The sequence below is a fragment of the Archaeoglobus sp. UBA230 genome, assembly GCA_002507545.1.
In the GTDB taxonomy this organism is placed as follows: Archaea; Halobacteriota; Archaeoglobi; order Archaeoglobales; family Archaeoglobaceae; genus Archaeoglobus.
On record DAVR01000036.1, the window covers coordinates 12,789 to 25,736 of the forward strand.

At 44.8% G+C, this 12,948-nt stretch carries 15 protein-coding genes; 14 read left to right on the forward strand and 1 reads right to left on the reverse strand.

All coding sequences use genetic code 11. The features are described from left to right. Nucleotides 1-103 precede the first annotated feature (103 nt). From BP688_RS10815 to BP688_RS10880, 14 genes are all read left to right on the forward strand, one after another. Nucleotides 104-1,114, forward strand: a complete 1,011-nt coding sequence (locus tag BP688_RS10815; protein WP_290597007.1) for a radical SAM protein — start codon at nt 104-106, stop codon at nt 1,112-1,114. Beyond that, nucleotides 1,111-2,733 carry a DEAD/DEAH box helicase gene (locus tag BP688_RS10820; RefSeq protein WP_290623524.1) on the forward strand — a complete coding sequence of 541 codons (1,623 nt, stop codon included), beginning with the start codon at nt 1,111-1,113 and terminating at the stop codon, nt 2,731-2,733. The genes BP688_RS10815 and BP688_RS10820 overlap by 4 nt, the downstream gene beginning before the upstream one ends. Nucleotides 2,734-2,810: 77 nt before the next feature. After that, nucleotides 2,811-3,236, forward strand: coding sequence for a cobalamin-dependent protein (locus tag BP688_RS10825; RefSeq protein WP_290597005.1), 426 nt, complete (start codon nt 2,811-2,813; stop codon nt 3,234-3,236). A 4-nt stretch (nt 3,237-3,240) separates the two neighbouring features. Further along, nucleotides 3,241-3,636, forward strand: a complete 396-nt coding sequence (gene mce / locus BP688_RS10830; protein WP_290597004.1) for a methylmalonyl-CoA epimerase — start codon at nt 3,241-3,243, stop codon at nt 3,634-3,636. A gap of 9 nt (nt 3,637-3,645) precedes the next feature. After that, nucleotides 3,646-5,196, forward strand: a complete 1,551-nt coding sequence (gene mmdA, locus BP688_RS10835) for a methylmalonyl-CoA decarboxylase subunit alpha (protein ID WP_290597003.1) — start codon at nt 3,646-3,648, stop codon at nt 5,194-5,196. 9 nt (nt 5,197-5,205) lie between these two features. Next, nucleotides 5,206-5,331, forward strand: a complete 126-nt coding sequence (locus tag BP688_RS10840) for a hypothetical protein (protein WP_290597002.1) — start codon at nt 5,206-5,208, stop codon at nt 5,329-5,331. Continuing rightward, on the forward strand, nt 5,328-5,744 hold the full coding sequence (locus BP688_RS10845) for a biotin/lipoyl-containing protein (protein ID WP_290597001.1): 417 nt from the start codon (nt 5,328-5,330) through the stop codon (nt 5,742-5,744). The genes BP688_RS10840 and BP688_RS10845 overlap by 4 nt, the downstream gene beginning before the upstream one ends. Before the next feature lie 9 nt (nt 5,745-5,753). Beyond that, the gene (locus BP688_RS10850) at nt 5,754-7,400 is read left to right on the forward strand and encodes an acyl-CoA mutase large subunit family protein (RefSeq protein ID WP_290597000.1); all 1,647 of its coding nucleotides are present in this window, start codon (nt 5,754-5,756) and stop codon (nt 7,398-7,400) included. Between the two features lie 147 nt (nt 7,401-7,547). After that, a complete protein-coding gene (gene mptA, locus BP688_RS10855; RefSeq protein ID WP_290596999.1) occupies nt 7,548-8,498 on the forward strand; it encodes a GTP cyclohydrolase MptA in 951 nt (316 codons plus the stop codon). Continuing rightward, nucleotides 8,452-9,771, forward strand: a complete 1,320-nt coding sequence (locus BP688_RS10860; protein WP_290596998.1) for a phospholipase D-like domain-containing protein — start codon at nt 8,452-8,454, stop codon at nt 9,769-9,771. The genes mptA and BP688_RS10860 overlap by 47 nt, the downstream gene beginning before the upstream one ends. A gap of 36 nt (nt 9,772-9,807) precedes the next feature. Then, nucleotides 9,808-10,443, forward strand: coding sequence for an Era-like GTP-binding protein (locus BP688_RS10865; RefSeq protein WP_290596997.1), 636 nt, complete (start codon nt 9,808-9,810; stop codon nt 10,441-10,443). Nucleotides 10,444-10,453: 10 nt separating this feature from the next. Continuing rightward, on the forward strand, nt 10,454-10,801 hold the full coding sequence (locus BP688_RS10870; protein ID WP_290623526.1) for a DUF2073 domain-containing protein: 348 nt from the start codon (nt 10,454-10,456) through the stop codon (nt 10,799-10,801). An 8-nt stretch (nt 10,802-10,809) separates the two neighbouring features. After that, nucleotides 10,810-11,133, forward strand: coding sequence for a Zn-ribbon domain-containing protein (locus BP688_RS10875; protein ID WP_290596995.1), 324 nt, complete (start codon nt 10,810-10,812; stop codon nt 11,131-11,133). Between the two features lie 47 nt (nt 11,134-11,180). Further along, a complete protein-coding gene (locus BP688_RS10880) occupies nt 11,181-12,572 on the forward strand; it encodes a PAS domain S-box protein (protein WP_290623528.1) in 1,392 nt (463 codons plus the stop codon). Here the strand turns inward: BP688_RS10880 and BP688_RS10885 are convergent. Continuing rightward, the gene (locus BP688_RS10885; protein WP_290596993.1) at nt 12,556-12,942 is read right to left on the reverse strand and encodes a 4Fe-4S binding protein; all 387 of its coding nucleotides are present in this window, start codon (nt 12,940-12,942) and stop codon (nt 12,556-12,558) included. The two genes, BP688_RS10880 and BP688_RS10885, sit on opposite strands and share 17 nt — an antisense overlap. Nucleotides 12,943-12,948: the final 6 nt, after the last annotated feature.

Genomic DNA, 12,948 nt, shown 5'->3' on the forward strand with positions numbered 1-12,948 from the left:
CATACTGTTCATAGTGAACAGGAGAAAGGGACTAAGAGGATGAATAAACACAGCTTCATCGGTTTCAATAAATGTTTTTAATTCTTCAATCAACTCTTTTAATGTGGTGAAGGGACTTGAGAGGTACGAGGCGATAAATAGGAGTGAGTGTCCGGCAAAGTTCCAGATAGCCAGAAGAATTGAAGCTGAGAGGGTAGATAGTCTTGAAGAAATGCTAAAAATACATGGAAGGTTGAAGAGAGAATTCAAGAAAATTCTAAACAATTCGGATTCTTCGCTTCTCAGAACTGAACCCTATGAATACTCGCTTCTGCATCTAAAGAAGGACATCCTCTACGAGATGCTGAAAAATTGTAACTTCTGCGAGCGCAGATGTGGAGTGAACAGGTACGTGAAGAGGGGTTTTTGCAAGTGTGGAATCACGAGTTACTTTAGCAGTGAGTTCCTGCATGTTGGGGAGGAGCCTGAGCTTATACCTTCTCACACCATTTTCTTCAATCGTTGCACCTTCGCGTGTGTTTTCTGCCAGAACTACGACATAGTTTACGAGGACGATTACATTGCTGACCCGAAAGAGCTTGCTTATATCATAGACAGGCGCTACAGGCAGGGTAGCAGAAACGTCAATTTTGTCGGAGGCAATCCTGACCAGCATGCACACACAGTAGCCGAAATTCTGCTTCATGTCCAGTCAAACATCCCAGTGGTGTGGAACTCGAACATGTATCACAGCACAGAACTTGCAGAGATAGTAGAGGACATTGTTGACGTCTGGCTTGGGGATTTTAAGTATGGAAATAACGATTGTGCAAAAGAATACTCGAAGGCTCCGAAGTACTGGGAGGTAGTAACAAGAAACTTTTTGAGAGCTAAAGACAACGGAGAGCTGTTGATAAGACATCTTGTCCTGCCCAACCACATAGAGTGCTGCACAAAACCCATTGTGAAGTGGGTTGCAAAAAATCTTGGCAGTGACACCCGTTTCAACCTGATGTTTCAGTATTACCCTACATTCAAAGCGTGGGAATTCGAAGAGATTTCGAGGAGATTAACTTCTGAAGAAATGAAAAAGGCTCTTGAGATTGCAGAGAAATATTTGACCAATTTGGTATGATGGAAGAGCTAATTGAAATTTTGAACAGGATAGAAAAGTCCGCCACGCAGAAGGTTCTAAAAAAGGAGATTTTCAGTGCTGAACTGGTAGCAAGGAGAGGAGAAGTTGCTGTTATACTTTCTTCTGGCTATATAAGAGCAGGAAGTGCTGTTGCAAGCGTTGACGATTCTACGGTAACCCCTTTTGGCTGGGTGGTAGATGCGAGAAGATATGGAGATAGATACCTGCTGGCAGTAAAGGAGTATGAGGATTTCGAGGGAGGGGCAATTGTTGAAGCGGAGAACGTTTTGAGCATAGTGCTGAGAAGGGAGGCAGCTGAGAGGGCTGGTGAAATACTGAGATTTGAAAACTGGACAGGTAATATAAAGGATTTGGATGTTCCAGATTGGCTCGATAGGTGGCAGAAGCAGTGTTTCTTGGCAACATGTTCTTTGGATGAGGGGGAAATTCTGCTTGTTGTCGGCCCTCCGGGAAGCGGGAAAACAACCTTCATTGCAGAAGCTGCAAAGAGGCTCTCAGAGGAGGAGAGGGTGTGGATTACATCAAACACGAACATTGCAGTTGATAACGTTCTCGAGAAACTCCACAGAGCGATCAGAGTAGGACATCCGTCGAAGATTACCGAGGGGGTTAAGAAGCACAGTGTCGAATATACTATCCTATCGAGGATAAGGTTTTCAGATTACAGAGAATATGCGTCAAAGGTTGCAGAGGCTTACAGAGAGATATCAAGGATTCAGAACGAGTTAATCGGGAAAGGAAAAATCGTGGTCGGTTCCACCATTCTTAAGGGTGTCATGAGCCCTGTTAAAAATTACGATTACGACACCGTCATCATTGATGAGGCGAGCAATACATGCATCTCAACAGCCCTCCTCGCCTTGGAGAGAGCAAAGAAGGCTGTTGTCGTGGGTGACCCCTATCAACTTCCACCGGTTTATGAGGTGGGGAGTTACAAAGCCGCTAAATTCAGCGCCTACAACTACCTCCATAAGATTTATGGGAAAAATCTATGGTTGAGGAAGCATTATAGGAGTAACGCCAAGATTGTCGAGTTTGCTGCCAGAAACATTTATGGCTTCCTTGAAATTGATGAAAGATGTAGAAACATCAAAATTGAAGAATGCAAGACGACTATCCCGGAAATAGGTGATCCGAGTAAACCCGTTATCTTTGTGGACTGCAATGGGGCTGAGAGGAAGGCAGGAAAGTCAAAGATTAACGAGGCTGAAGCAGAATACGTCTGCATGATATGTGAGGAACTTGCTGACTGCATTGGGGAGGACAGAATTGGAGTGATTACTCCATACGTGAAGCAGGTCGAGCTTATAAAAAGCCTGATGGCTGAGTTTGATCTTTGTATTGAAGTGAACACTGTTCACAGCTACCAAGGAAGAGAGAAGGACGTGATCGTTTATTCTATTACAGCAACCGAAAATCCCTATTTCGCTTCCGAGAAGAGGTTGTTCAACGTCGCCTTAACGAGGGCACGAAAGAAGTTTATTGCTGTGGGAAATTCGAAAGCTTTGCGGAGCAGAAATTTTTTACTTTCCAAGTTTCTGATGTATGTAATAAAAGAAGGGGGTTACGTTAAGCCAGGAGAGATGCAAGGATATTGAGAAATTAGCCCAAAGATACGAATTAATCCGAAAAATTTAAACCTATATGATAACGACAGCTATTGGGGTGAGCATTTATGGAGGCACAGCTTACCAGAAGAATCAGAGTTATTGTTGCCAAACCCGGCCTTGATGGTCACGACAGGGGGGCAAAGGTCGTAGCGAGGGCTTTAAGGGATGCCGGTTTTGAAGTTATTTACACCGGCATAAGAAGAACTCCTGAGGAGATTGCCGAAACAGCACTGCAAGAGGATGTTGATGTTGTAGGGCTAAGCATTCTCAGTGGTGCACATCTCGAAATAACACCGATGGTCATCGAGGAGCTTAAAAAGAGAGGTCTCGAACCTAACAAAGATGTGCTGGTTGTGCTTGGAGGAATAGTGCCGGAAGAGGACGTGGAGAAGCTAAGGGAGATGGGTGTTGCAAAAGTCTTCGGTCCCGGCACTCCACTGGAAGAAATTATAGAGTTTATAAGGGCAGAGGTGCCCAAGTTAAAGAGGTGATAACTTGATCAGAAAAATTGACCATGTTGGTATTGCGGTTAAAAGTCTTGAAGAAGCTGTGAAAACCTACAAGTTACTTGGCTTCGAGGTAGAGGAGGTAGAGGAGGTTGCAGAGCAAAAAGTGAGGGTGGCTATGCTTCCTGCTGGAGAGAGCAGAATCGAACTTCTTGAAGCCACCTCTGAAGACAGTGCCATAGCCAAATTCATAGCCGGAAGAGGAGAGGGGATTCACCACATTGCCGTTAACGTGGAGAACATAGAGAAGGCTTTGCAGAAAGCCAAAGATGCTGGGCTGAGACTTATTGACGAGAAGCCGAGAATCGGAGCTGGGGGTAAGAAGGTTGCCTTTGTCCATCCTAAAAGCACGCATGGCGTGCTGCTTGAATTTGTTGAAGGTTGAGGGGATAGGATGAGGAAAGAGCTGGTTGAAGACCTTTACAGTAGAAAAGAGAAAGTTAGGCAAATGGGTGGAAAAGATAGGATAGAGAGGCAGCACCAGCAGGGAAAGCTGACTGCACGAGAGAGGATAGAACTTTTGCTTGATCCCGGAAGCTTTGTGGAAATCAACCCATTTGTAGAGAAAAGAAACACAGACTTCGGGCTTGACAAGATGGATTTACCGGCTGATGGTGTTGTAACGGGCTATGGCACAGTTGATGGCAGGCCTGTTGCAGTTTTTGCTCAGGATTTCACAGTGATGGGTGGAAGTTTGGGAGAAATGCACGGTTTTAAGATAGCCTATATCCTTGATTTCGCGATGAAGCTCGGAATACCTGTTGTAGGTATGAATGACAGTGGAGGAGCGAGGATTCAGGAGGGTGTGGATGCCCTTAAAGGTTATGGAGATATTTTCTACCGCAATACGCTTGCGAGCGGTGTTATACCACAGATAAGCGTGATAATGGGGCCATGTGCTGGAGGTGCTGTTTACAGCCCCGCAATCGGAGACTTCATTGTGATGACAAAAAATCCGAACTGCTACATGTTCATAACGGGCCCCCAAGTTATAAAGACTGTCACAGGAGAGGAGGTCTCAGCTTTTGATCTCGGAGGATGGCAGGCCCATGCGATGAAGAGCGGAAACTGCCACCTTGTTGCTGAGGATGATAGAGACGCAATGATGCTTGTCAGAAAGCTTTTGAGCTATCTGCCCCTGAACAACATGGAGGATCCACCTGTTGTTAAAACCAGCGATGATCCTGCCAGGACAACACCAGAAATTTACGACATTCTGCCCGATGATCCTCAGAAACCCTACGATGTTAGAGATGTTATAAGGGCTATAGTAGATAACGGAGAGTTTCTCGAAATCCACCCGTATTATGCTCCCAACGCTACTGTTGGATTTGCGAGAATGGATGGCAGAAGTGTTGGTATAGTGGCGAACAATCCAAGACATTATGCTGGCTGTTTAGATGTGGACAGCAGCGACAAGATAGCAAGATTTGTGAGGTTCTGCGATGCTTTCAATATACCCATAATTACTTTCGTAGATGTTCCCGGCTACCTGCCCGGGGTTCAGCAGGAGTACGGGGGTATAATAAGGCATGGAGCAAAGGTTCTTTTTGCCTATAGTGAGGCAACAACACCGCTTGTCACGATAATCCTCAGAAAGGCCTATGGAGGTGCATATCTGGCGATGGGGAGCAAACATCTCGGAGCTGATGTTGTTTACGCCTATCCAACTGCAGAAATAGCGGTTATGGGTCCTGAAGGTGCTGCAGAGATCGTTTTCAGGAAGGAAATAAAGGCGGCTGAGGATACAAAGGCCATGAGAGAGGAGAAAATAAAAGAGTACAGGGAGAAGTTTGCAAACCCTTACAGGGCTGCTTCGAGGGGCTACATTGACGATGTTATTGATCCGAAATTCACAAGACCGAAGATAATCTCCGCATTGAGAGTTCTGGAGAGTAAGAGAGAGAGGCTACCTCCGAAAAAGCACGGAAACATCCCGCTTTGAGGTGGTGTGATGACGCCTGAAGAGTTCTTAGCTGCAATAGCAGCGATAAACCGCTACATGCGAGAGGTGGAGAGGCCGATTGAAGTTAAAGATTATCCGAGGAATTGGAAAATGGCAGCGAGGTTGAGAGAATGAAGTATGAGGTGACTGTTCAGGGAAAAAAGTATGAGGTTGATGTGAGAGAGATATCGCCAAAAGTCTTTGAAGTTCAGGTTAACGGGAAAAAGGCAGTTATCGAGGTGGAAAAGAAGTTTGAGTTTGCAGAATTTCAAAAAGCCGCGATAACGGAGAGGAGATTTCAGGAAGCACGAAAGGAGGAGAGACCGAAGGCTGAAGGGAGAGCCATCACAGCCCCAATGGCAGGTGTCGTTACCAAGATTCTCAAGAAAGTCGGAGATAGGGTTAAAGCCGGCGAAACTGTGCTGATAATAGAGGCAATGAAGATGGAAAACCCGATTTCCTCTCCTGAGGATGGAGAAATCACAGAGATTGTTGTTAAGGAAGGAGATAAGGTTGGGAGCGGGGATGTTCTCGTGTATTTGAAGTAGGTGGTTTTTATGAACAAAAAGGAGTGGGAGGAGAAATACGTAAAGCCCCTACTGGAAAAATCTCCCGAAAGGAAGGAGGAGTTTAAGACGTCCTCGGGAATCATGGTTGATAGAGTTTACACGCCTGAGGATGTTGAAATAGATTACGAGAGTAAGCTGAGCTATCCTGGCGTTTACCCCTTCACGAGAGGCGTGTATCCGACGATGTATAGGGGAAGATTGTGGACGATGAGACAGTATGCAGGCTTCGGAACTGCTGAGGAGACGAACAGGAGATATAAGTTCCTCCTTGAGCAAGGACAGACTGGTTTGAGTGTAGCTTTTGATTTGCCGACTCAAATCGGTTACGATTCAGACCATCCAATGGCTCTCGGAGAGGTTGGTAAGGTGGGAGTTGCGATTGACACGATAGAGGACATGGAGATTCTGTTTAACGGAATCCCCTTGGGAAAAGTTTCGACGTCCATGACCATCAACTCAACCTGCGCTCAAATTCTGAGCATGTATGTTGCGGTAGCGGAGCAGCAAGGGGTTGAGAGATCAAACTTGAGAGGAACAGTGCAGAACGACATGTTGAAGGAGTATATTGCAAGAGGAACCTATATCTTTCCACCAGAGCCATCTCTCAGGCTGGCAACGGACATAATCATGTTCTGTGCCAAGGAGATGCCGAAGTGGAACTCAATAAGCATCTCGGGCTATCACATGGAGGAGGCAGGAGCGACGCCAGTTCAGGAGGTCGCCTTTACGCTTGCTGATGGAATAACGTACGTCGAAAAGGTCATTGAGAGGGGAATGGATGTTGACAGCTTTGCTCCAAGGTTGAGCTTCTTCTTTGCAGCAGGAAACAACTTCCTTGAGGAGATTGCAAAGTTCAGGGCTGCAAGAAGACTCTGGGCGAGGATAATGAAGGATAGGTTTAGTGCCAAGAATCCAAGGTCTATGATGCTTCGTTTCCATGTCCAGACTGCAGGCTGCACCTTGACAGCCCAGCAGCCTGAGAACAACATCGTAAGGGTTGCTCTGCAGGCTTTAGCTGCAGTTCTTGGTGGCTGTCAGTCTCTGCACACCAACAGCTTCGACGAGGCTTTGTGCCTGCCGACAGAGAAGGCTGTGAGAATTGCCCTCAGAACACAGCAGATAATTGCTGAAGAGAGTGGTGTGGCTGATGTCGTTGATCCGCTCGGTGGGAGCTACTACGTTGAGTGGCTGACTGACAGAATAGAGGAGGAGGCGATGAACTACATCGAGAAAATTGACGAGATGGGGGGGATGATAAAGGCGATTGAGAGCGGTTATGTGCAGAGAGAGATTCAGAAATCTGCCTACGAGAAGCAGAAGGCAATTGACGAGGGAGAGACTACCGTAGTCGGAGTGAACAAGTATCAGATCGAGGAGGAGATTCAGATTGAGCTACTGAGGGTTGATAGAGCGGTTGTAGAGAAGCAGATAAAGAGGTTGCAGGAGTTCAGGAAAAACAGAGATGCTGGTAAAGTTGAGGAGGCTCTGTCAAAACTGAGGAAGGCTGCTGAGAAAGAGGATGAAAATCTCATGCCTTATGTGCTTGAAGCAGTGAAGGCAAGGGCAACATTGGGAGAGATGACTGACGCGTTAAGGGATGTTTTCGGAGAGTTCAGAGCTCCCGAGATTTTCTGATTTTTAGATTTATTTTTCGCCTTTAATGTGCGTTCTATGTCACTGAGCCTCCAATTGTTCAAGAACAGAGTCTGAAAATTCTCCCACCTACCATCTCTACCAACACAAAACTAACAACAGTTATTAAGCTCCTTACAAACTTTCACCATGCTTCCCGATGTTCAGTTACTTAAGCCCGAAGTCCCCATTGGCCTAAGTAGAGTGGGTGCCACTGGAATTAAGAAGCTCGTTGAGGTTCAGAGAGAGGGGAAAAGGCCTATCATCCTCATATCTTCATTCGATGTTTTTGTTGACCTTCCCGCCCACCTCAAGGGTGTCAACCTCAGCAGAAACTTTGAGGTGATAGATGAGGTGATAGAGGCACTAACGGCAAAGCCAATAGAAAACATAGAGGACCTCGTTGTTGAGATTGCCCACCACCTGCTTGACAGACATGAGTATGCGACAAAAGCTGAGGCAAAAATGACTTCAGAACTGATAATGAGAAAGAGGACGCCAAAAACCAAGCAGAGGACACAGGAAGTAGTTAAAATATTTGGAGAAGCTTCCTTGTCGAGGAGTGGAAAGAAGCTTGTTTTGGTGGGCGTGGAAGTTACGGGAATTACAGCTTGTCCATGTGCGCAGGAGCTTGTCAGAGCAAGATCAGCTGAAAAACTTGCCGAGTTGGGTATGGATGAAGGGCTAATCCAGAAAATACTCGACACCATTCCTGTTGCCTCCCACAATCAGCGCGGAAAAGCTACGTTGAAGGTTCAGGTAACAGAGAACTTCAAGGTTCCGATAGCAAAGCTGATTGAAGTTGCCAAATCCTCGATGAGCTATGAAACTTACGAAATTCTCAAGAGAGAGGATGAACTTGAGGTTGTTGAAATTGCCCATCGCAACACGAGGTTCGTTGAGGATAGCGTGAGAATAATGGCAATGGAATTACTCAAAGCTTTCCCAGACGCACCAGACGACATACTGGCATTCCTAAAGCAAGAGAACGAGGAAAGTATACACCAGCATAATGTCGTCGCGGAGAGATACGCCACTTTCGGGGAGCTGAGAAATGAAATTGGCTCTGCTAATGCTTCTGGCAGCGACGCAGCTAATTGAAGTTTATCCAAACCCATACGGACTTGATGAGGCAGAATATATCAAATTCCACTGCGATTCCGACTGCATCTTAACGGATGGGGAAGGAGAAATAACAGTTGATGCTGGAACACATATTGCTACAAAAAATCTGAGCTACTTCAAAGAAAGATTCGGTCATGAAGCCGACATTGAATTCCCACCAAAAATGGCTCTATCTAATGAGGGAGAAGAAATTTGCCTGAACGAGGATTGCTTTTACTATGGCAAAGATGTAGATTTCCTCGACGATGGTGTGATTTACTACAGAACTGAATCAGGCTGGGATTTCAGATATGAAGACTGGAGCAACTTCTCATGCGTTACAGACAGGGTTGAAGGGAGATTGATAATAACACATACTGACTACACCCTCAATGATGGATGGATTGTCGCATCATATACTTTCTCAGCTCCCTTTAAACCAGCAAAGCTCTACGTTGATGCAAATCCTCCATACATACCATGTAGAGAGCTTAAAATCCCCAACACTTACTTTCTGAGCGCAAATTCTTACAGGAACTTCCACTACAAGTTTGCAGTTAAAGGTGAGAACGTAGTTTTAACAACAGAGAACTGGGTTTTCACGAAGAAGGGCTACATTGTGGAATTTAAGAGTGAGAAAATCGCTAAGACGCTACTAAAGCTTCTCGAAAGCGATGAAAAGTTCTCCAAAAAACCTGAATACTGCACTGATTCAAATTATAGAAATGGACACGGGAGTAAATCTGCGGAATTCTCAGCAAACGTAACGTTATTTATAATCCCGGACTGCAACCCCATTCTTGACTTCATCTCATCCGCGCGTAGCAGGCTTTACATTATCTCTCCCTACATGAGCCTTGACTGGTATACCACTGGAGGCCTATGTGATTCGATAAAAAGGGCTGTCGAGAATGGAGCTGAAGTTTCCATTTTCTTGGATTCGAGGTATGCAGACAGAGATGTCGTTGAATCTTTGAGGAAATTTGGTGTAAAGGTGAATCTGATTGGTGGTCTGCACGGAAAAGCGATTGTTTCAGATGACAGATTGCTGATAACGTCTGCAAACATGAACATGTATGGATTGAAGCTGAACCGAGAGGTTGGCATAATAATAGATAACAAAGAGCTTGCAAATTTTGTTGTTGAGGATATCGAGAGTGTAAAGAAGAACGAGATAACAACCTTAGATTTGACAGTCACAGTGATTGCATTCCTGATCTCGTCGGCCATCTTCATCAAGTATCGAGGGAGGGGAAAGGATAAGCTTTAATTATCACCTATCAGAAAAATAAAGTGAGGTGTCGTGATGGGATTAATGCTCGCTCTTAGGAGAAGATTTGGATTCATACTGAAACTGTTCTTCAAGAAGGACAAGATGAGAATTGGAATTTATGGCCCTCCAAACGCAGGTAAAACGACCCTCGCAAATCGCATTCTAAGGGACTGGACTGGTGACATTCTCGGATCGCCGAGTGATGTTCCTCACGAAACGAGGAGAGCGAGATTGAGAGAGGGTGTAAAAATAGAGGTAGACGGAAAATCTCTGACAATAGATATTGTTGATACTCCCGGTTTGGCGACTAAGATAGATTTTCAGGAGTTTTTGAAATACGGTTTGGAGGAGGAGGAGGCGAGGAGAAGGGCGAAAGAGGCTACTGAAGGTGTTATTGAAGCAATAAAGTGGCTTGACGACCTTGATGGAGTATTGCTGGTTATGGATGCTACCGAAGACCCCTTCACCCAAGTCAATGTAACCATAGTTGGAAACATGGAGGCAAGAAAGCTTCCATTGCTTATCGTGGCGAATAAAATTGATTTGCCCAACGCATCTCCGGCAAGAATTAAATCAGCCTTCCCACAGCATCCTGTTGTGCCAATCTCAGCTCTGAAGGGTATCAACATTGACTCGCTCTACAAGGCGATGGCGGAGAGGTTTGGCTGAGGTGGTGGAAATGGAAGGAGTGCAGATGAATTTGATATCCAAGGACATGCTCGAAAAAATGCCATCAATGGAAAAACTCAGAATGATACTGGATAGTGTAAAAGAGGGCAAGATAGTCGTTCTGGAGACTGGCCTAACTCCCGAGGAGGAAACAAAGCTCATAGAAATGACGATGCTTGAGATAGACCATGACAAGTTCATCGGGATTGAAGTAGAATCATATCCTGCAAGGGAGAGAACCTTCCTATCAAGACTTTTCGGCAAGAAACAGGGAAGACTGACAGTAATAGGTCCTGCAAATAGGCTGAAGACTCTCGAAAAGCAGGAGGATATGATAAAGGCACTTGTACAGATATAGTGGTCAAAATGGCTCACAGATGCACCAAATGTGGAAAACTGTATCCTACGGGTGACATGCGGTTACTCAACGGTTGTGAATGTGGAAACAATAAGTTCCTCTACGTTCCAGATGAGAAAAGAGAAGTAAAGAAAGAAGAGGTTGAGCAGGAGATTAAGAGAGAACTTACGCAGATGGGTATAGAAACCGTCAGAATAATCTCACCGGGAAGATACGAAATAAACATAGAAAAGCTTCTTCAAGGTGAAGGAATCGTGATTGCACTGCAAGAGGATGGCAGATACATCATTCATCTTCCATCTCTTCTAAAAAAGCGTCGAACTGAGAAGTGATATTGGTTAAACTTAAATAAACAACAATTTAGTTTTTCACCGATAGAATGAAAGAAAATATATTTGATACAAGATTCTGGAAAAATGTTGCCGATAAATCCTTAGCGGCCATATACATCACAGATGAATCTGGCAAGGTTATCTACGTTAACGATGTTGTTGAAAGGGCTACTGAGTATTCAAAAGAGGAAATATACTCCTTCAATTCCATTTTCGAGCTTGCACATCCCGATGACAGAGAAAGGTTAATCCAGATGTTCCTTGAACTCTCGCAAACAGACAAGCCAACCTTCTACGAGAGCAGATACTTAACAAAGAGTGGTAAGGAAAGATGGGTGTGGGGGTTCACAGTCCCAGTCACCTACGAAGGGGAAAAACTTTACATTGGAAACTGGATTGACGTAACGAGGGCAAAAAAACTGGAACAGATGTTAAAGGAAAGTGAAGAATTTTACAGAACCCTCGTTGAGGATTCTCTAACTCCAATTTACCTCCTTCAGAATGGCGTAATGGTTTACGTCAACAAAGCCTTCGAGGAAGTTACGGGATACAGGAAAGAAGAGATAGTGGGTAAGGAACCATTTTTTCTCATACATCCAGAGGATAGAGAGGTTGTCTACAGGAGGTATGTCGAGAGAGAGAAGGGTTTGAGAGAGACCGAAACCTACAGCTGGAGGATAATAACAAAAAGTGGTGAGGTGAGGTGGGTCACTGCAAGACCCGGCAGAGTTACCTACAAAGGAGAACCAGCAGTTGCAGCCACAGCTATTGATACCACAGAGATTCACAGACTCAATGAAGAGCTAAAGAGGAAGAGTGAGTATCTTGCATTTCTTAATAAGGTTATGAGACATGATATTGCGAATGCCATCACTGCAATAAGAGGTGTGCTGGAGATAATCAGAGAGGAACCCAAGGAAGTAGAAAGAGTGGTTCCTGTAACCCTAAGGAAGATTGACTACACTATCAGGCTTATTGAGGATGCAAGAGAGCTCGAAAAGGCGCTTGAAGAGCTTAAACCTGTAGACATTGATGAAGCCGTAAAAGAGGTGGTAGACTACTATAAAGATGTAGAATTCGATTTAAAACTTGAAAAAGTTACCGTTCTGGCAAACGAGGGACTGAAAACGATAATAAACAACATAATCCACAACGCTATTGTTCACGGGAAAGATGACGGGATCAAAATAAAGATAGAGACATTTTCAGATGGGCAGTGTGGAATCATAAAAATCTCAGATACTGGAAGAGGTATTCCAGACGAGATAAAGGAGAAGATTTTCGAAGAGGGGTTTACAACGGGCGAAGGAACAGGATTGGGACTTTACATTGCAAAAAGGATAGTTACCATCTACGGTGGAAAAATTGAGGTAAAAGATGGTGTGCCCAAAGGGACTGTTTTTGAAATAAAGATTCCAAAGATTAAAGGGGAAGGTTGAGAGCTTTCGTGGGGCAAACCTTCACGCATGCTCCACAGTGTACACATTTTTCTGCGGTTATTACCACCTTCTTCTCTCCGTTGAAACTTATCGCCTCAGTTGGACAGATGCTCACGCATGCTCCACAGTGTACACATAGTTCATCATCTTTCTGGACAGCCTCTGCAAGCTCTACCACATCAACACCAAGTCTCTCCAAAACTCCCTCTATCTCTTTGGCTTTCTTGTCCTCAACTTCTATGAGTATCTCTCCTCTCCTCGCTCCAACTGATGCTCTGAGGATGTTTATTAAGGCTCTTGTTTCGAGAGTGGTTCTGGAAATCACTGGCTCTCTAACAGTCTTCGAGTCAAATCTCAGTAACAACCTCACTTTTAA